Source organism: Burkholderia sp. Bp9004 (assembly GCF_003858025.1).
In the GTDB taxonomy this organism is placed as follows: domain Bacteria; phylum Pseudomonadota; class Gammaproteobacteria; order Burkholderiales; family Burkholderiaceae; genus Burkholderia; species Burkholderia diffusa.
The window spans coordinates 1-18,666 of record NZ_QTQD01000058.1 but is presented as its reverse complement, the minus strand read 5'-3'; the positions used below and the strand labels follow the sequence as shown (position 1 = coordinate 18,666).

Below are 18,666 nucleotides of genomic sequence, written 5' to 3'. Positions count from 1 at the left end.
CGAATGCCCATGGATTTCCGTCTGGGCAGCGTCAATGAATGGACCAGGCACGTCGCTACGCGCAAGCCGCGAACGGCCGATGGCGGAGGTGTAGCCGCCTTACAAACATCCGGTCAAACGCCTTCGTGAGTGACGCCTCTGGCCGCACACCGACGCTCTTCCCACCCTCCCGTCAACACCCTACCGCGCACGCACCGACACGAACTTCCGCGCATTCTCGCGCTGGATCAGCACCGCGATCACACCGCCTTTCGCTTCGAGCGACTGCACGTCGTCCGGCGTTTCGAGCAGCGTGTCGTTGAGCTCGAGCACGACGTCGCCCGGACGGATGCCCGCGTTCGCGGCCGGCCCGCGCACCGCATCCACCATCATCCCGACCGCGAGCCCGGTCGAACGCCGTTCGGCGTCGCTCAGCGGATGCATCGTCAGTCCAAGCCGATCGCCGCTGTCAGCCGGCCGCGCGGCCGCCATCGCCACGCCGGCGGCACCGCCCGCGCCAACCGTGCCCGCGCTGCCCGTCGCACCCGCGTTGTCGATCGCGTCGCCGGTCGCCGCGCCGGTGACCGTCAGCATCATCGGCGCGCGGTTGCGGATCAGCCGCACCGGCGCCTTTGCACCTGGCGGCAATGCGGCGGCCAGGTCGTTCAGTTCGGCCGACTGGCCAATCGGCTTGTCGCCGAACTTGACGATCACGTCGCCGGGCCTCACGCCCGCCGCGGCGGCCGGCGAGCCGGGATCGACGCCGTTGACGAGCGCGCCCGCCGGACGCGGCAGGCCGAACGCAGCTGCCAGCCCGACGCCGACGTCCTGTACGTCGACGCCGAGCGCGTTGCCGGACGACGCGCGCTGCGCCTGCGCATTGGCGCGGCTCTGTGCCTGCACCTGCGCACGCACCTTCACGGCGAGCGCGATCGGGATCGCGAACGTCGTGCTCGCGTACCGGTCGGCGCCCGTATAGACCTGCACCGCGATACCGATCACGTCGCCCGCGCGGTTGAACACGGGGCCGCCCGAGTTGTCGGGATTCACCGCGATGTCGGTCTGGAAGAACGGAAACCCGCTGCCGTCCGGCAGCGCATGCGACGTCGCGCTGATGATGCCGGCCGTGACCGTGTTGCCAGAGCCGTCCGGCGCACCCATCGTCATCACCGGTTCGCCGGCGCGCACCCTCGACGAATCGCCGATGCGCACGACCGGCAGCTTCGTCGCGTCGACGCGCAGCACGGCGACGTCGCTCTGCGGATCGACGGCCAGCACCGTCGCCTTCAGGTCGCGACGATCGGCCAGTCGCACCGTGACATCGGTCGCATCGTCGACGACATGCGCAGACGTGAGGATCAGCCCGTCGGCGCTGACGATGAAGCCCGAGCCGCTGCCCGACAGCGTGCGCGGCGACGTATCGGGCCCCGGCGCCAGTGGACCTTGTGCGGACGCCGGCGGACCGCCGCGGCGGAAGAACGCGGCAAGCGGATCGTCAGAATCGAGAATCGCGAAGGACGGGCCACCGGCCTGCTGGTCGGGCGCGGCGGTCATGATGGTGACGACCGCCGGGCCGTAACGGTCGACGATCGCCGGGAAGTCGACCGGCATCGAGTGAGGCGATGCGGCGAGCCGGTTCTTCATGACAGGCGGTGTGGCGGGCGGTGCAACGGTTCCGGCAACAGCTGGCGATGGCGACAGCAACGAGGCGAATACGCCCCCGATCAACGCGGTGCGAAGCACGGCGCGAGCAAGCGTCTGGCAAACCACGGTGCACCTCCCCCGGCAGTCGCGGCGCCGCCCCACGCGCGGGCGCCCGACAAGTACCGGTACACCCCTCCATTTATAGTCCAAGCAGCATCCGGAACATACGAATCGAAACCCGCATGCCGGGTCGTCACGCGACGGCGGAGCCGCGACAGCGTTCGTTCCGGGCAAAGTTCACGGTTCGTCAATCAGAATATCCACCCGATACCGCGGCGATGCGCACGATGACGTGCGTCCCGCGCTACCAGGCCAGCAGCAGAAAGTTGCGCACCACCGCCGACGGATCGTCGCGTCGCGACGCAATCGCGAGCCTCGCGCGCAGCCCGTTGCCCGCGACCTGCCGATACACGACGCCGGCGACCCGCACCTGCGTGATCGCCTTCGGCACGATCGACACGCCGAGCCCAGCCGCGACGAGCGTCACCGCCGACGCGATTTGCGGCGCGGGCTGCGCCATGCGCGGCTGGAAGCCGGCGGCATTGCACGCCGCGACGATGTCGTCGAACAGCGCACTGCCCGCTTCGCGCGGCACCTGCACGAACGCCTCGTCGGCCAGTTCCGCCAGATCGATGCGACGCCGCTGCGCGAGGCGATGCGCGACCGGCATCGCGACGAACATCGGCTCCTCGTCCCAGTCCGCTGCCCGCAACGTGTCCGCGATACGACGCTCCGGACGCACGATCGCGACATCGAGCCGCCCGGCTTCCAGCGCCTCGAGCAACACGCCGGAGGTCGCCTCCTGCAACGTCAGGTCCGTATCCGGAAACGCTTCGCGGAAGCGGCGAATCAGGTCGGCCACTTTCGAATTGAAGGCCGCCGTCCCCGTGAATCCGACCCGCAGTTGCCCGATTTCCCCACGCGCGGCCCGTTTTGCCGCCCGCGCCGCGCGCTCCGCGTCGTCGAGCACGCGCCGTGCCTCTTCCGCGAACACCTCTCCCGCAACGGTCAGCTCGGCACCGCGTGCGGTCCGCCTGAACAGCTCCACGCCGAGTTCGTTCTCGAGCGCCTTGATCTGCTGGCTCAGCGGCGGCTGCCCCATGCCGAGCGCCTCCGCGGCCTTGGTGAAGTTCAACGTGGCCGCCACGGCCAGGAAGTATCGGAGATGTCGAAGTTCCATGTGATCTCGGTCGACGGAAATGGCGATCCAGCCATTCGCAAAAGGTATTGCTACGGTTCATTTCATATATTGGACATATATATGACCGTGCGCAAGAATTCGGCTATTCCGCAGCCAATCGGGTCCATACCATGTCGAATCCCGCGATTTCGTCCGCCGCGACGCACGCCCCGAGCGCCGCGCCGGATGCGCTGCCCGCCGGCGTGTCGCCCCGCTCGGCGGCCTACAAGCGCATCGCACTGGCACTCTTCCTGGCCGGCTTTTCCACCTTCTCGCTGTTGTACTGCGTGCAGCCGCTGCTGCCTGCGTTCGCGCGCGAGTTCAACCTGGGCGCGGCGTCGAGCTCGCTATCCCTGTCGCTGTCGACGGGGATGCTGGCGGTCTCCATCCTGTGCGCCGGCGCGCTGTCCGAACGCTTCGGCCGACGCGGGCTGATGTTTGCGTCGATGACGCTCGCGGCACTGTTCAACGTGCTCTCGGCGATCGCGCCGAACTGGAACCTGCTGCTGATCTGGCGCGCGCTCGAAGGTTTCGCGCTCGGCGGCGTTCCGGCAGTGGCGATGGCCTATCTGGCCGAGGAAATCGCCGCCGACGGGCTGGGCCTGTCGATGGGTCTTTATGTCGGCGGCACCGCGTTCGGCGGCATGATCGGGCGAATCGGGATGAGCGCGCTCGAGGAGTATTTCTCCTGGCGCACCGCGATGCTGACGATCGGGATCATCGACCTCATCGCGTCGGTCGCGTTCGTGATGCTGCTGCCGCAGTCGCGACGCTTCGTGAAGCGAACCGACCTGACGGTGCGTCACCATCTGCGGCTGTGGAGCGCGCAGTTGCATCATGCGCGGCTGCCGTTCGTATTCGCGGTCGGCTTCCTCATGATGGGCGCGTTCGTGACCGTATACAACTACGCCGGGTTCCGGCTGACGGCCGCGCCGTTCAACCTGAGCGCGACCGCATGCGGGCTGATCTTCGGCGCCTACCTGTTCGGGATGGTGTCTTCATCGAGCGCCGGTGCACTCGCTGATCGTCTCGGGCGCGCACCCGTCCTCATCAGCGGCATTCTCGTGTTCGCGGCCGGCCTCGCGCTGACGCTGTCGCATTCGCTCGTCGCGATCATCGTCGGGATCGTGCTGATCACGATCGGCTTCTTCGTCGCACATGCGGTCGCGAGCGGCTGGGTTGGCCACCTTGCAGGTTCCGCGAAGGGGCATGCCGCGTCGCTCTACCTGCTGGCCTATTACCTCGGGTCGAGCGTGCTGGGCTCGGTCGGCGGCACGTTCTGGCAACACGGTGCGTGGTCTGCGGTCGCCGCGTATGTCGCGGTGCTGCTCGTGCTCGGCCTGGCGGCTGCCCGCCGGATCATGCGCGAGGAACGCGTGCGGTAAGTTCCGATTCGCCCGCTTCGCCTCCCGGCAATGCGCAGCGACGCGACTCAATCGCCCGCGACCCGATACGCGATCGTCGACAACGTCCGCAGCATCGGCGCGAACGCATCGGCCGACGTATTGCCGAACCCGAGCACGAGCCCGTTGGCCGCCGACGTCGCATGGATCGAAAAACCCGACAGCGGAAACGGCCCGATCCCGTGCACGCGCGCCGCCTCGACGATCGCGCGGTCGCGATAGCGTGCCGGCAGCCGCAGCGCCAGATGCAGCCCGCACGGCCCGCCCTCGACCTGATGCGGCACGGCGAACGCGTCGTCCAGCGCGGCGAGCAGCAAGCGCCGCCGGTCGCGGTACAGCCGGCGCATCCGCCCGAGATGCCGCCCGTACTCGCCCGTCTCGATGAAATCGGCGAGCGCGAGCTGCACGTGGCGCGTCCCGCCGCGCAGCATCTCCGGCAACGCCGGCCGCACCGCGGCCAGCAGCGCGTCGGGCAGCACGAGAAAGCCGATCCGCAACGCCGGAAACATCGTCTTGCTGAACGAGCCGAGGTAGACGACCGGCGAGTCGGCCGCGAGCCCGTGCAGCGCGCCGATCGGCTCGCCGGTATGCCGAAACTCACTGTCGTAATCGTCCTCGATGATCCACGCGCGATGCCGGCGTGCGGCGTCGATCAGTGCAAGCCGGCGCGAGATCGACAGCACCGCGCCGGTCGGGAACTGGTTCGACGGCGTGGTGTAGACGAGCCGGGGTGGCCGCTCGCGCCAGTTCGCGTCTTCCGCTCGCAGCCCCTCCGCGTCCACCGGCATCGGCACGACATCGAGATCGGCCGCCTGCATCGCGGTGCGCGCGCCGCGATAGCCGGGCTCCTCGACCCAGACCGTGTCGCCCGGGTTCGTCAGCAGTTGCGCGCACAACGCGATCGCACCCTGCGCGCCCTCGGTGATCACGATCTGCTCGGGATCGCAGCGCACGCCGCGCGTCACGGCCAGATGGCGCGCGATCGACTCGCGCAGTGCGCGCTCGCCGAGCGGGTCGCCGTACGCGAGCAGGTCGCGGCCGGCGCGGCGCAATGCACGGTCGATCGCGTGCCGCCACGCATCGACCGGGAAATGCGACAGCGCAGGCACGCCCGGCCGGAAGCCGTCCGATTCGCCGGTGCCGATCAGGCTCGGACGGATCCGGCCGAGCCGCTGCGCGACGGCCGGCGGTGCGGCCCGCCGACGCGGCGCGGCCGGCCGCGACAGGCCGACCACGCGCGTGCCGCGACGATCGGATTGCAGGAAGCCTTCGGCGACGAGCTGCTCGTAGACCGCGGCCGTCGTGTTGCGCGACACGCCGAGCGTCTCGGCCAGCGCACGCGTGCCGGGCAGCCGCGTGCCGGCCGGCATCGCGCCGCCGAGAATCGCATCGCGCACGCGGCGCAGCAACTGCCGCTGCAAGGAAGGCGCGCCGGCCGTGCGCGCGAGCGGCGCGTCGAGCGGCAGCAGTGGCGCGGCACCGGAAGGAATGGCAGTCGTCATCGGAATATCGCGGCGTGGAAGTCTCGGTGCATGGCGCCATCGTCGCGCCTTCGTGGCACCATAAATTTGCCATCGTCTGGCGCTTCTCATGGTACCTCGCCGGGACTACGATCGTCTGCATGCCGGCATGTCGCCGGCCGCCAACCGAAGCGAGATCGACCTTGTCCACGCTCACCAACGACTTCCAGCAGCCCATCGGCCACCCCGTTCCCGACTGGTCCGCGCGTGCGCGCCCGGAGCGCATCGTGCTCGAGGGCCGCTACTGCCGCCTCGAACCGCTCGACGCCGACCGCCATGCCGCCGACCTGTACGCCGCATATGCGCAGGCGCCCGACGGCGGCGACTGGACCTATCTCGCGCACGGGCCGTACGCCGACGAGTCGAGCTACCGCGACTACGCGCGCGGCGCGGCGGCGAGCGCCGATCCGCTGCACTACACGGTGATCGACCGCGCGACGAACCGCGCGGTCGGCACGCTCGCGCTGATGCGCATCGACCCGGCCAACGGCGTAATCGAGGTCGGCTCCGTCACGTTCTCGCCGCGGCTCAAGCGCACGCCGATTTCGACGGAAGCGCAGTACCTGCTGATGAAGTACGCGTTCGACACGCTCGGCTACCGCCGCTACGAATGGAAGTGCGACGCGCTCAACGAGCCGTCGCGCAAGGCGGCCGCGCGGCTCGGCTTCCGTTACGAGGGTACGTTCCGGCAGGCGATCATCTACAAGGGCCGCAATCGCGACACGGCATGGTTCTCGATCATCGACGGCGAATGGCCGGACGTGCGCGCCGCGTTCGAAGCGTGGCTCGCGCCGGAAAACTTCGACGCCAGCGGTACGCAACGCGAGTCGCTCGTTACGATCCGCCACGCGCGGGCGCGGGCGCGCGACGCAGCCAGCCGTGAGAACGACGCGACGCGCGTCACGGTCCGACCGCTCGTCGCCGCCGACGAAGCCGCGTGGCGCCCGCTGTGGCAGGATTACCAGCGGTTCTACGAGACCGCGCTGAGCGACGCCGTGTTCGCGACGACGTGGGCGCGCCTGATGGATCCCGCCGAACCGATGTTCGCGCTCGGCGCCTTCGATACGTCGGGCACGTTGGTCGGCATCGTGCACGCGATCTATCACCGCTCATGCTGGACCGAAGGGCCGTACTGCTATCTGCAGGACCTGTTCACGGCGGCCGACGCACGCGGACAAGGCGCGGGCGGTGCGCTGATCGAGGCCGTGTACGAGCGGGCTCGCGAAGCCGGCGCGAGCCGCGTGTACTGGCTCACGCACGAAACCAATACGACCGCGCGCGCGCTGTACGACAAGCTCGCGACCAACGCGGGGTTCATTCAGTACCGGAAAGATCTCAAGTAACGCGCGGGTGCAACCGGTCGCGCTCAACGCAGGGCGTCGACCGGATCCGTCCCCTCGCCGCGTGCTGGTGCAACGTGACACGCGGCGCCGGCCGCAGGCGGCACCGACGCGGGGTGGATCATCTCGTCGCCGTTGACGGGCACCGGCCGCCGCACGGGCCGGTACACCGGTTCACCCGGCTCGATCGCCTGCCCCGAGATCGCGCAGCGGCCCGCCTGCAACGCGACGCGCAAGCGCCAGCGTTGCTCGCCGTAATGGCAGCGCCCGCTTTCGCTCCAGCGCACCAGCAAGCCGTCGGCGCCAGCTTCCAGAACCGACACGAACAGTTGCGGCCGCAACGGTGAAACGCCAGGTGCGACAGGCTCCGGGGATGACGCACGACCGGCGCGCTCCGACGGCGGGGCCATCCCGACCTCTGCCGGCAGCGGCATCGCGTCCCGCTCGTCGGCTACCAGCATGTGGTACGAGACGTACCCGCAGATCAGGCTTTCGATGAAGTTTGGCATGCTGGACGACCTTCAGTGAAGATTGAAACGAGCCGCGCCGCGCTCGGCCCTTCGCGCAGCAGCCCCGGCCGATTCGGTCATGCGCCGCCTCCGGTGCCACCGCCGCGCACGCATGCGATCGGACATTGCCGCAGATGATACAAATTGAACTTGACTTCAAGTAAAGGGGGTGTGCGCGCAACGATGCGTTTCACCGATCGGCACAATGGGCTGGCACGACGGTGGTGGAGGCGCAGCCACCCAGCCACGCGTCTCACGTTTCGTCTCAATCAGCTGAGACGAATGTCCCGGGGTCTCACCCGCCCCAGCCCGTCGCAAGCGCAGCAAATTTCACGCACGATTCGCTCTGCAGGCTCTGATACCCGCGCAAGGCCAGTTGCTGCACCGCACTCTGCCCCTCCGGCTCCGTCACCACCCGACCGCCCGTTCAGGCTGGCCCCGTTCCTGCATGTCGGTCGCTCGCGCAATCGCGCGACGGATGCATCGGCCCCTTGCCGCGCGTCCGACGACAACCTGACGGAGACAGCAACGTGAGTACACCGGCACCGAACACCGCTCCCAGCATGAAGGCCGCCGTCTGGCACGGCCGCAACGACATCCGCGTCGAGGAGGTTCCCGTTCCGGCGCATCCGCCGGCCGGCTGGGTCCAGATCCGCGTGCACTGGTGCGGGATCTGCGGCTCCGACCTGCACGAGTACGTCGCCGGGCCCGTGTTCATCCCCGTCGACGCGCCGCATCCGCTGACGGGCCTGAAGGGACAGTGCATCCTCGGCCACGAATTCAGCGGAGAAATCGCGGCGCTCGGCGCCGGCGTGACGGGCTTCGCGGTCGGCGAGCGCGTGACGGCCGACGCGTGCCAGCATTGCGGCACCTGCTGGTATTGCCGGCACGGGCTGTACAACATCTGCGAGAACCTCGCGTTCACCGGGCTGATGAACAACGGCGCGTTCGCCGAATTCGTCAACGTGCCGGCCGAACTGCTGTACAAGCTGCCCGACGACTTCCCGACCGAGGCCGGCGCGCTGATCGAGCCGCTCGCGGTCGGGCTGCATGCGGTGAAGAAGGCCGGCAACATCGTCGGCCAGACCGTCGTCGTGGTCGGCGCCGGCACGATCGGCCTGTGCACGATCATGTGCGCGAAGGCCGCGGGCGCCGGACGCGTGATCGCGCTGGAAATGTCGGCCGCGCGCAAGCAGAAGGCGCTGGAAGTCGGCGCGACGGTCGTGATCGACCCGAAGGCGTCCGACGCGATCGCGGAAGTCAAGGCGCTGACGGGCGGCTACGGTGCCGACGTGTCGTTCGAGTGCATCGGGCACACGGCCACCGCACAGGTTGCGATCGACGTGATCCGCAAGGCCGGCAAGTCGGTGATGGTCGGCATCTTCGAGGAGCCGACGTCGTTCAACTTCTTCGACATCGTGTCGACCGAGAAGGAAGTGATCGGCTCGCTCGCGTACAACGGCGAATTCGCGGACGTGATCCGCTTCATCGCGGACGGCCGCATCGACGTGCGTCCGCTGATCACCGGACGCATCAACCTCGGCGACATCGTCACGCATGGCTTCGAGGAACTGGTCAACCACAAGGATCGGAACGTGAAGATCATCGTCCAGCCCGCGACCGCCTGACGAACCTCGGACCGGCCGATGACCGCCGCGTGCCGGACGGACGCGACGCCGAACGGTGCCGGGGCAACCCTGTCGCCGCCGCGACGCCCGCCCGGCCGGTACATGGTCCCGCCCGTTCTCGGTGCGCGCACAACGGCACCGGGCGCGGGCGCGCGGGGTCGGACTTCGATATACTCGAAGCGACATCACCGCCCCGCGCGCCGCCCGCGCACCCGCTTCCGTGAAACCACGAGCCGGCCTGATCCTCGAACTCGTCGTCAACCTGCTGCTGCCCTGGGTCGCATACCGGGTGGCGCATCCGTATTTCGGCGAAACCGGTGCGCTGTATGCGTCGGCGATTCCGCCCATCGTCTGGTCCGTCGTCGAATTCATCCGCTCGCGCCGCATCGATGCGGTGGCTGCCGTCGTGCTGCTCGGCATCGCGCTGTCGATCGCCGGCATGGCGCTCGGGGGCAGCGCGCGCACGTTGCTGATGCGCGAATCGCTCGCGTCCGGCACGATCGGCGTCGTGTTCCTGCTGTCGTTGTTCCGCGATCGTCCGCTGATCTTCTATCTCGCGCGCGCGACGGTGGCCCGCGAGATGGCCGGCGGCGCCGCGCGTTTCGAGGCGGTCTGGGCCGAGCAGCCTGGGCTGCGCCAGATGCTGCGGCTGATGACCTTCGTGTGGGGCGCGTGCATGACGCTCGAGATGCTGCTGCGCCTGTGGATGGTCGTCACATGGCCCGTCGAGCGCGTGCTCGTCGTGTCGCCGATCATGGGCTACACGGTGTTCGGCACGCTGCTGCTGTGGACCTTCTGGTACCGGCGGCGAATGCGCGAGCGCAACCGCGTCGACATCCCTGGCCGCGACGGCGTCACCGAAATCGCCGGCCGCTGACTGCCCGCCCCGCGGCATGTCACGGCCGCTAGGGTATGATGCGCGGCGTTTCGTCCGACCCTGCATCGCCCCATGTCTCTCTCGCTTCTCCCGTGTGCCACGATCTGGCTCGCGCTGTTCGCGGCCGCTGCATTCGCGTGGCAGCGCCCGCTGCACGTCCTGAGCATCGCCCTTGCCGCGCTCGGCTATGCCGCTGCGCTGGCGTTCGGCAAGCTCGAGCCGATCGTGCTCGCGCCGATCGCGCTGCTCGTGGCCGCCGCCTGGGGCGTCGCGCCGGGCCGTCCGTTCGCGGTGCGGATCGGCGCGCACGTCGTGTTTGCCGCGCTCGCGATCGCGTTGACCCTGCACCTGATCCCCGGCTTCCACAATCCGCGCGTGATCGAGCCGATGCGTTTCACGCCGGATGCCGTGCCGTTCACGATGTACCTGAATTTCGACAAGCCGCTCGTCGGCCTGTGGCTGCTGTGGGCGCTGCCGTGGACCGCGCCGGACGTCCCGCCGGCGCGCGCGTTGCGCACCGGTGCCGTGGCGGCCGTCGCGACGGCGGCGGCCTGCCTGGCCGGCGCGCTCGCCTTCGGGATGGTCGGCTGGGCGCCGAAATGGCCGGCGTCGGGCTGGATGTGGCTCGTCAACAACGTGCTGCTCGTCACGCTCGCCGAGGAAGCGCTGTTCCGCGGCTACGTGCAGGGTGGACTCACGCGCGTGCTCGGACGGTTCGGATGGGGGCCATGGGCCGCGCTTGCGATCGGCGCGGTGCTGTTCGGCGCCGCGCACGCGGCCGGCGGCTGGCCCTGGATCGTGCTCGGCACGGTGGCCGGCTTCGGCTACGGTCTCGCCTGGCGGCGCGGCGGGCTGCTCGCGTCCGCGCTCGCGCATGCGGGGCTGAACGCGATCCACTTCGGGCTGTTCACCTACCCGATGCTCGCCGCCGCGCGCTGAACGCCGTGCGCGACGGGGCGGCAGCGGCAGCCCGCCGGTTTCGCGCGGTTGATCAGTTGAAGCCAGCCACCGCGTGCGGCACGTAAGGGCCTTCAAGCGCCGCGATTTCGTCATCCGTCAGCTTCAGTTGCAGGGCCCCGAGCGCATCGTCCAGATGATGCGGCTTCGAGATGCCGACGATCGGTGCGGTAACGCCGCGCTTGTGCGCGACCCATGCGAGCGCGACCTGCGCACGCGGCACGTTGCGCGCGGCGGCGATCGCGGCAACGGCCTCGACGACCGCGCGATCGGCATCGGCCGTCGCATCGTAGAGCCGTTGGCCGACGTCGTCGCTCTGCTGCCGGCCGGACGACTCGTCCCAGTTGCGCGTCAGCCGGCCGCGCGCGAGCGGGCTCCACGGAATCACCGCGACGCCTTCGGCCTCGCACAGCGGCAGCATTTCCCGCTCCTCCTCGCGATACAGCAGGTTCAGGTGGTTCTGCATGCTGACGAAGCGGGTCCAACCATTCTGCTTCGACGTGTACAGCGCCTTCGCGAACTGCCACGCGAACATCGACGACGCGCCGATGTAGCGCGCCTTGCCGGCCTTCACGACGTCGTGCAGCGCCTCGAGCGTCTCCTCGATCGGCGTGCCGTAATCCCAGCGGTGGATCTGGTACAGGTCGACGTAGTCGGTGCCGAGCCGCTTCAGGCTCTGGTCGATGTCGGTCATGATCGCCTTGCGCGACAACCCCGCGCCGTTCGGCCCCGGCCGCATCCGGTAGAACACCTTGGTCGCGATCACGACGTCGTCGCGCTTCGCGAAGTCGCGCAGCGCGCGGCCGACGATCTCTTCCGACGTGCCGTCCGAATACATGTTCGCGGTATCGAAGAAGTTGATGCCGGCCTCGATCGCGCGCTGGATGATCGGGCGGCTTTCCGCTTCCGGCAGCGTCCACGGATGCGTGCCGCGTGACGGCTCGCCGAACGTCATGCAGCCCAGCACCAGCTTCGACACGTCCATCCCGGTCGACCCGAATTTCACGTATTCCATCGCGCGCCTCGTCATTGAAGTGGGGTGACGGCCGGATGCGCACCCCGGTTCGCCGCGCCGGGCGCGAACGCCGGGGCATGCATCCGCCGGACGTCGCATGGTATCCCGCGGCGCGCAAACGCGTATCGGTGCGCACGCGCGCTGCCGGCCAAGGCCGGACGGACGAACGCCCCCCCGGCAGCCCGGACACGTCGCTCGGGCCCGGGTTGCGCGTCGAATGACGAACGAAGTTACTTGATCTGGTCGGCGAGCGGCTGCAGGAATTCTGAGAAGCCGGTCAGCATGATCTGCACGCCGATGCACAACAGCAGGAACGCCGACACGCGCTTCGCAACCTTGGTGCCTTCGGTGCCGAGATAGCGGGAGAGTAGCGCGGCACGGCTGTAGGTCAGCCAGATGACGACCGCGACGAGCGCGGAAACCGCGATCGACACGATGCTCGACAGCATGAACTCCGACAGCTTGTGCGTGCGATTCGCGTTCAGCGCGATCGCCGTGGCGATCGAGCCGGGGCCGACCGTCAGCGGCACGGTCAGCGGAAAAAACGCGCGGGTCATGATCGCATTCGCATTGATCGGCTTGATCGGCGTATCGCCGCCGCCCGCCGGGCCGTCAGGCTCGTTCAGCATCTGCCACCCCGCGACGGCGACCGCGAAGCCGCCGCCGATCCGCAGCGCTTCCATCGAAATCCCGAAGAAATGCAGCACCGGCGTGCCGGCGAAGAATGCGACCAGCAACACGATGAACGCGTTGAACGCCACCTTCTTCGCGAGCAGGTTCCGCTCGTGCTCGGTCAGCGCCTCGGTGCGCTCGAGAAACAGGAACGCGATGCCGATCGGATTGATGATGCCGATCAAGCCGGTGAAGCCGAACAGGATCTCGGAGATAAGGCGATTGACGATCATCGGAAGCGAAGAAGCGGTCAGGGCTGGGCCGGCGGCGCACCGGGGGTCACGCATTGTAGAGCAAGCGCCCGCGCCCGCGACGCAAATCGCGCCGCGGGCCCGACGGGCCGCGCCCCGCCCTTATTCGGCGACCGGCTCCCACGCCGGCGGCCGCTTCGCGAAGAACGCGGCGAAGCCCTCCTTCGCTTCCGGCGTCGCCCGCACGCGCGAGATCGTCTGCGCGGTGAACGCCGCGCGTTCGTCCGACGGCGGATACTCGCCGATCGCGTCGAAAAAGCGCTTGATCTCCATCAGTGCGGTCGGGCCATTGCGGCTCAGCTCGACGAGCGTCTTGTCCAGCGCCGCGTCGAGTGCGTCAGGCGGCACGGCCTGGTGGATCAGCCCGATCGCGACGGCTTCGGCGGCCGCGAGCTGCGTCGCGGTCAGCGCGAGCCGGCGCGCCTGGCGCTGGCCGACCGCCTCGACCAGATACGGGCCGATCACCGACGGCAGGATCCCGAAACGTGCCTCGCTGACCGAGAAGCGCGCCTGATCGCTCGCGATCACGATGTCGCAGGCCGCGCACAGGCCGACGCCGCCGCCGAACGCGTGGCCCTGCACGCGCGCGACCGTCGGCTTCGGGCACTGCCGGATCGCCCGCATCATCGCGGCGAACCGCTCGGCGTCGCGCAGGTTCGCGGCCGCGTCGTTCGCGCTCGCGCGCTGCATCCACTGCAGGTCGGCACCCGCGCAGAACGCGCGGCCGTCCGAGCGCAGCACGATCGCGCGCACGTCGTCGCGCCCGCCGAGCGTCGTGAACGCGTCGGTCAGCTCGGCGATCATCGTCTCGTCGAACGCGTTGAGCACGTCACCGCGCTGCAGCGCGACGGTCGCGATGCCGCGCGCATCGACGGCGACAGCCAGGGTCTTCAATCCATCCATCGAACAGGTTTCCTCAGGTAGAACGGCAAACATCCGAATTACGCGGCCTGGCGGCGGTCGATCACGCGCCGGGCCTTGCCGGTCGCGCTCGCGGGAATGCCGCCGGCCGCCAGCACCGTCACGCCGGACGACACACCGACCATCGTCTTGATCCGGTGCTGCAGCTCGCGCGCGAGCGCCGCGCGATCGCTTTCGGTGACCGACGCGGCCGCTTCGGAGCGCAGTTCGACCGCGAGGTCGAGCCGGTCCATGTGACCGTCGCGCGACAGCGTGATCTGGAACTGGCCCGACAGCTGCGGCAGCGCGACGACGATCTCCTCGATCTGGCTCGGGAACACGTTCACGCCGCGCACGATCAGCATGTCGTCGGAGCGGCCGGTGATCTTCGCGAGACGGCGCATCGTGCGCGCGGTCGGCGGCAGCAGCGCGGTGAGGTCGCGCGTGCGGTAGCGGATCACCGGCATCGCTTCCTTCGTCAGCGACGTGAACACGAGCTCGCCCTGGCTGCCGTCCGGCAGCACTTCGCCGGTGACGGGATCGATGATCTCCGGATAGAAATGGTCTTCCCAGATCACCGGGCCGTCCTTCGTCTCCACGCATTCGCATGCGACGCCCGGGCCCATCACTTCCGACAGCCCGTAGATGTCCAGCGCGTCGATGCCGACGCGCGTCTCCACTTCCTCGCGCAGCGCCTGCGTCCACGGCTCGGCGCCGAAGATGCCGATCTTCAGCGACGATTCGGCCGGGTCCATCCCCTGCCGCACCATCTCGTCGATCAGATTCAGCATGTACGACGGCGTGACGAGAATGATCTTCGGCTCGAAATCGCGGATCAGCTGCACCTGCTTCTCGGTCTGGCCGCCCGACATCGGCACGACCATGCAGCCGAGCCGTTCCGCGCCGTAGTGAATCCCGAGACCGCCCGTGAAGAGCCCGTAGCCGAACGCGTTGTGCAGCGTGTCCCCCGGGCGGCCACCGGCCGCGCGGATCGAGCGCGCGGTGACGTTCGCCCAGGTATCGATGTCGCGCGCGGTGTAGCCGACCACCGTCGGTTTGCCCGTCGTGCCGCTCGACGCGTGCACGCGCACGACCTGCTCGCGCGGCACCGCGAACAGCCCGAACGGATAGTTGTCGCGCAAATCGTTCTTGGTCGAAAACGGGAATTTCGCGAGATCGGCGAGCGACTTCAGGTCGTCCGGATGCACGCCCGCCGCATCGAACGTGCGGCGATAGTGCGGGACGTTGTCGTACGCGTGGCGCAGCGACCACTTGAGGCGCTCGAGCTGCAGCGCCTGCAGTTCGTCGCGGCTGGCGGTCTCGATCGGCTCGAGGGCGGCGGCGGGATGCGTCGGGTGAGTCATCGGGGTGCTCCTCCAATGGAGTGATGTCGTTATCGTGTTCGGGGTAACGGGGCCGGCGGCTACGACCGGAACGTGCGGCCGGCCGCTTGCAGCATGGCGATGCGCGGCGACACGCGATAGCGGTCCTCGCCGTAGCTCGCCGCGAGATTCGACAGCACGCGATGCACGCGGCCGATGCCGATTGCATCGGCCCACGCGAGCGGGCCGCACGGGTAGTTCACGCCCTTCTCCATCGCGAGATCGAGATCGGCGGGCGAGCACACGCCCTGGTTCACCGTGTCGGCCGCCTCGTTCGCGAGCATCGCGACGGTGCGCATCGCGACCATGCCCGGCACGTCCGCGACGCCGACGACGCGAAAACCCGCCTGCTGGAACAGGCCGACCGCGTCCGCATAGGCCGCATCGCTGCACTGGAGCGCGCGCGTCAGCGCGACGAGCCCGGCCTGCGCGTAATCGCGGGCAAGATCGACGAGCACGAGATCGGCCACGCCGGTTTGCGCGGCACGCGCGGTCGCGGTGCGGCCGTCGGTCAGCGCGATCGACGCGCGGCCGGCCACGGCCAGCAGTTCGTCGGCATGCGCGCCGCTCTGCCGCGCGCCCGCGATGCGTTCAGCGAAGCGTGCATGCAGCGCGGCGGCCGGGCCGTCCTGCGCGAACAGCGCGACGTCGGCCGGCGCATCGCGCGGCGCTTCCAGCTCGGGCGCGGGCGGTGTCGCACCGTCGGCATATGAATAGAAGCCGCGCCCCGACTTGCGCCCGAGGAAGCCCGCGTTCACGAGTTCCTGCTGGATCAGCGACGGCGTGTAGCGCGGGTCATTGAAGTACGCGCGAAATACGGACTCGGTCACCGCGAAGTTCACGTCGTGGCCGATCAGGTCCATCAGCTCGAACGGCCCCATCCGGAAGCCGCCGGCTTCGCGCATCACCGCATCGATCGACGCCGGCGTGCCGCCCTGCTCGTTCAGCACGCGCAGCGCCTCCGCGTAATACGGCCGCGCGACGCGGTTCACGATGAAGCCCGGCGTCGACTTCGCCAGTACCGGCCGCTTGCCCCACGCGGCGGCGGTGTCGTACAGCGCCTGCGCGACTTCCGGCGCGGTCGCGAGCCCGCTGACCACCTCGACGAGCGCCATCAGCGGCGCCGGATTGAAGAAATGCAGGCCGGCCACGCGTTGCGGCGCTCGCAGCCCGGCCGCGATCGACGTGATCGAGATCGACGACGTGTTGGTCGCCAGCACGCAGCGATCGTCGACATGGCGTTCGAGCGTCGCGAATATCTCGCGCTTCACGTCGAGCCGCTCGGCCGCCGCCTCGACGATCAGCGCCGCGCCGGCGAACTCGGCCAGCGCGCGCACTGCGCGAATGCGGCTGCCGGCCGCCTCCGCTTGCGCCGGCTCGAGACGGCCCTTCTCCGCGAGCCGCGCGAATTGCGCGCGGATGCCGGCAAGCGCCTTGTCGCACGCGGCTTCGTTCAGGTCGTACAGCAGCACCGCATGGCCGGCCGCCGCGGCAACCTGCGCGATGCCCGCACCCATCGCGCCCGCGCCGATCACGCCGACGACCGCCGACGGCGCCAGCGCGCCCGAATTCACCGAATGTGCAGAAGAAACAGCCATCGCTTGCGATCCGTCATGAAGTGGAGGTGCGAGCGATTATAAACCGACCGGTCGGTAGATTTATGTCAGGGCGAGCCCGAATTTGTCGTGCAAGAGACCGTTACGGAAACTGTAAAACTCAAAAAATCGAACGGTCGGGGCACTTTTTGCAAATCGAAAGGTCAATGAAAGCGTTCGAATATGAGATAGTGCCCCCCGAACGCCTGATAAAATTCGACAATTCGCCGGATTTCAGGGGGAAACCGCGTGTCACGCCGTTGCCGTCCATCGTCCGCGCCCTTTCGGGGTCGGTTCAATACCGCCCGGCATGCCTGTCGTCACGTGCGAGTGCCCGCCTCCGGCACTCGGTCGCATCGAACCGTTTCATCCAGCGACGGGCCTCCGCCCGCCCGCGCCCCTCGCCGCCTTCCGGCGGCGAACCCGTGGCAGCGCAGTTCCGTGCTGCCGCGCATCGGCTTCATCATCCTCGTTCGGCGGATCATCCGGCCGGGCTTCGTCAACCCGTGACGGCGCGTCGCGCGCCGTCACTCGCATAGGAAACCGTCCATGCCGCTCTCGTCCAACCAGCTCCCGCGCTGGACCCTCTGGGCCCCGCTTGCCGCATGGCTGGTACTCGCGCTGTCGCGCGTCGTGCCGGCCGAAGGCCTCGTCATCGCCGTGTTCGCCGCCGCGCTCGCCGGCGCCGTGTTCGCCGCCGTCCACCATGCCGAAGTCGTCGCGCACCGCGTCGGCGAGCCGTTCGGCACGCTCGTGCTCGCGGTCGCCGTGACCGTCATCGAAGTCGCGCTGATCGTGTCGGTGATGCTCGGCGCAGGCCCCGAGAAATCGGGCCTCGCGCGCGACACCGTGTTCGCCGCCGTCATGATCATCTGCAACGGCATCGTCGGCCTCTGCCTGCTGGTCGGTGCGTGGAAGCACGGCGAACAGGATTTCCAGGGGCGCGGCGCGAGCAAGGCGCTCGCGGTGCTCGCGTCGCTGTCGGTGCTGTCGCTCGTGATGCCGAACTATCTGAACGCCGCGCCGGGCCCGTTCTTTTCGAAATCGCAGCTGGCGTTCGCCGGCGTGTCGTCGCTCGTGCTGTACGGCGCATTCGTGTTCGTGCAGACCGTGCGCCACCGCGACTACTTCCTCACCGAGCACGACAGCGCGAACGAATCGGTGCACGCGGCGCCGCCGAGCGGCCGCACCGCGCTGACCAGCCTCGTGCTGCTGTTCGCGAGCCTCGTCGCGGTCGTGCTGCTCGCCAAGCTGCTGTCGCCGGCCGTCGAGCATGCGGTGATGAAGCTCGGCGCGCCGGAAGCGGCGGTCGGCATCGTGATCGCCGCGCTCGTGCTGCTGCCCGAAGGGCTCGCAGCCGTCACCGCCGCGCGCGCGAATCGCCTGCAGACCAGCATGAACCTCGCGCTCGGCTCGGCACTCGCGAGCATCGGGCTGACGATTCCGACCGTCGCGGCCGTGTTCATCTGGGTCGGCCAGCCGCTCACGCTCGGCATCGGCGCGATGGAAACCGTGCTGCTGTCCCTGACGCTGCTGGTCAGCACGCTGACGCTCAGCCAGGGACGCACGACGGTGCTGCACGGTGTCGTGCATTTGTCGCTGTTCGCAGCCTACCTGTTCCTGTCGATCACGCACTGATGCAAAGCGGCGCGGGGGGGCGGGGGCGAGACAACACGCGCCGCGCGCGGCGCGGGGCCGGTGCGCGCCCCCCGCCCGCGGGCACGAGCCCCGCGCGCGGGCGCGGAGGCGGCGGG

At 69.1% G+C, this 18,666-nt stretch carries 15 protein-coding genes; 6 read left to right on the top strand and 9 right to left on the bottom strand.

Annotation, left to right across the window (positions count from 1 at the left end):
• Positions 1–180: 180 nt before the first annotated feature.
• A complete protein-coding gene (locus tag DIE08_RS34655) occupies positions 181–1,749 on the bottom strand; it encodes a trypsin-like peptidase domain-containing protein (protein WP_124906344.1) in 1,569 nt (522 codons plus the stop codon).
• Between the two features lie 238 nt (positions 1,750–1,987).
• On the bottom strand, positions 1,988–2,863 hold the full coding sequence (locus DIE08_RS34650) for a LysR family transcriptional regulator (RefSeq protein ID WP_124906342.1): 876 nt from the start codon (positions 2,861–2,863) through the stop codon (positions 1,988–1,990).
• A 131-nt stretch (positions 2,864–2,994) separates the two neighbouring features.
• On the opposite strand from DIE08_RS34650, the gene DIE08_RS34645 reads away from it, so the two are divergent.
• Entirely contained in the window at positions 2,995–4,248 is a 1,254-nt protein-coding gene (locus tag DIE08_RS34645; protein WP_124906340.1) for an MFS transporter, read from the top strand.
• A gap of 47 nt (positions 4,249–4,295) precedes the next feature.
• On the opposite strand, the gene DIE08_RS34640 is transcribed toward DIE08_RS34645, so the two are convergent.
• Positions 4,296–5,768 (bottom strand): PLP-dependent aminotransferase family protein, encoded by a 1,473-nt coding sequence (locus DIE08_RS34640; protein WP_124906338.1) that lies wholly within the window; start codon positions 5,766–5,768, stop codon positions 4,296–4,298.
• A 161-nt stretch (positions 5,769–5,929) separates the two neighbouring features.
• Here DIE08_RS34640 and DIE08_RS34635 point away from each other — a divergent pair, with 161 nt between their 5' ends.
• Positions 5,930–7,129: a GNAT family N-acetyltransferase gene (locus DIE08_RS34635; protein ID WP_124906336.1), complete on the top strand. Its 1,200-nt coding sequence runs from the start codon at positions 5,930–5,932 to the stop codon at positions 7,127–7,129.
• 23 nt (positions 7,130–7,152) lie between these two features.
• Here the strand turns inward: DIE08_RS34635 and DIE08_RS34630 are convergent, their stop codons facing one another.
• On the bottom strand, positions 7,153–7,635 hold the full coding sequence (locus tag DIE08_RS34630) for a DUF3331 domain-containing protein (RefSeq protein ID WP_124906334.1): 483 nt from the start codon (positions 7,633–7,635) through the stop codon (positions 7,153–7,155).
• 563 nt (positions 7,636–8,198) lie between these two features.
• Between DIE08_RS34630 and DIE08_RS34625 the strand changes: the two genes are divergently transcribed.
• The 3 genes from DIE08_RS34625 to DIE08_RS34615 all read left to right on the top strand — a co-directional run bounded on the left by DIE08_RS34625 (position 8,199) and on the right by DIE08_RS34615 (position 11,079).
• Positions 8,199–9,263 (top strand): 2,3-butanediol dehydrogenase, encoded by a 1,065-nt coding sequence (locus DIE08_RS34625; RefSeq protein ID WP_124906332.1) that lies wholly within the window; start codon positions 8,199–8,201, stop codon positions 9,261–9,263.
• A gap of 220 nt (positions 9,264–9,483) precedes the next feature.
• Positions 9,484–10,140, top strand: coding sequence for a VC0807 family protein (locus DIE08_RS34620; RefSeq protein WP_059607286.1), 657 nt, complete (start codon positions 9,484–9,486; stop codon positions 10,138–10,140).
• 72 nt (positions 10,141–10,212) lie between these two features.
• Complete coding sequence (locus DIE08_RS34615; protein ID WP_124906330.1) at positions 10,213–11,079, top strand: CPBP family intramembrane glutamic endopeptidase; 867 nt, start codon at positions 10,213–10,215, stop codon at positions 11,077–11,079.
• A 52-nt stretch (positions 11,080–11,131) separates the two neighbouring features.
• Here DIE08_RS34615 and DIE08_RS34610 read toward each other — a convergent pair whose 3' ends face one another.
• The 5 genes from DIE08_RS34610 to DIE08_RS34590 all read right to left on the bottom strand — a co-directional run bounded on the left by DIE08_RS34610 (position 11,132) and on the right by DIE08_RS34590 (position 16,915).
• Positions 11,132–12,112: an aldo/keto reductase gene (locus DIE08_RS34610; RefSeq protein ID WP_124622981.1), complete on the bottom strand. Its 981-nt coding sequence runs from the start codon at positions 12,110–12,112 to the stop codon at positions 11,132–11,134.
• 230 nt (positions 12,113–12,342) lie between these two features.
• Positions 12,343–13,017, bottom strand: a complete 675-nt coding sequence (locus tag DIE08_RS34605) for a MarC family protein (protein ID WP_059819240.1) — start codon at positions 13,015–13,017, stop codon at positions 12,343–12,345.
• A 120-nt stretch (positions 13,018–13,137) separates the two neighbouring features.
• Positions 13,138–13,938: an enoyl-CoA hydratase-related protein gene (locus DIE08_RS34600; protein WP_124906328.1), complete on the bottom strand. Its 801-nt coding sequence runs from the start codon at positions 13,936–13,938 to the stop codon at positions 13,138–13,140.
• Between the two features lie 38 nt (positions 13,939–13,976).
• Positions 13,977–15,299, bottom strand: coding sequence for a phenylacetate--CoA ligase PaaK (gene paaK / locus DIE08_RS34595; RefSeq protein ID WP_124906326.1), 1,323 nt, complete (start codon positions 15,297–15,299; stop codon positions 13,977–13,979).
• Positions 15,300–15,358: 59 nt separating this feature from the next.
• A complete protein-coding gene (locus tag DIE08_RS34590) occupies positions 15,359–16,915 on the bottom strand; it encodes a 3-hydroxyacyl-CoA dehydrogenase (protein ID WP_124906324.1) in 1,557 nt (518 codons plus the stop codon).
• A 546-nt stretch (positions 16,916–17,461) separates the two neighbouring features.
• Between DIE08_RS34590 and DIE08_RS34585 the strand changes: the two genes are divergently transcribed.
• A complete protein-coding gene (locus DIE08_RS34585; protein ID WP_059607271.1) occupies positions 17,462–18,550 on the top strand; it encodes a calcium:proton antiporter in 1,089 nt (362 codons plus the stop codon).
• The last annotated feature ends 116 nt before the right edge of the window (positions 18,551–18,666 follow it).

Coding starts and splice junctions, on each gene's coding strand:
- DIE08_RS34625 (WP_124906332.1), top strand. CDS start 8,199: ATGAAGGCCGCCGTCTGGCACGGCCGCAACGACATCCGCGTCGAGGAG.
- DIE08_RS34610 (WP_124622981.1), bottom strand. CDS start 12,112: ATGGAATACGTGAAATTCGGGTCGACCGGGATGGACGTGTCGAAGCTG.
- DIE08_RS34600 (WP_124906328.1), bottom strand. CDS start 13,938: ATGGATGGATTGAAGACCCTGGCTGTCGCCGTCGATGCGCGCGGCATC.
- DIE08_RS34650 (WP_124906342.1), bottom strand. CDS start 2,863: ATGGAACTTCGACATCTCCGATACTTCCTGGCCGTGGCGGCCACGTTG.
- DIE08_RS34615 (WP_124906330.1), top strand. CDS start 10,213: ATGTCTCTCTCGCTTCTCCCGTGTGCCACGATCTGGCTCGCGCTGTTC.
- paaK (WP_124906326.1), bottom strand. CDS start 15,299: ATGACTCACCCGACGCATCCCGCCGCCGCCCTCGAGCCGATCGAGACC.
- DIE08_RS34605 (WP_059819240.1), bottom strand. CDS start 13,017: ATGATCGTCAATCGCCTTATCTCCGAGATCCTGTTCGGCTTCACCGGC.
- DIE08_RS34590 (WP_124906324.1), bottom strand. CDS start 16,915: ATGGCTGTTTCTTCTGCACATTCGGTGAATTCGGGCGCGCTGGCGCCG.
- DIE08_RS34640 (WP_124906338.1), bottom strand. CDS start 5,768: ATGACGACTGCCATTCCTTCCGGTGCCGCGCCACTGCTGCCGCTCGAC.
- DIE08_RS34645 (WP_124906340.1), top strand. CDS start 2,995: ATGTCGAATCCCGCGATTTCGTCCGCCGCGACGCACGCCCCGAGCGCC.
- DIE08_RS34585 (WP_059607271.1), top strand. CDS start 17,462: ATGCCGCTCTCGTCCAACCAGCTCCCGCGCTGGACCCTCTGGGCCCCG.
- DIE08_RS34630 (WP_124906334.1), bottom strand. CDS start 7,635: ATGCCAAACTTCATCGAAAGCCTGATCTGCGGGTACGTCTCGTACCAC.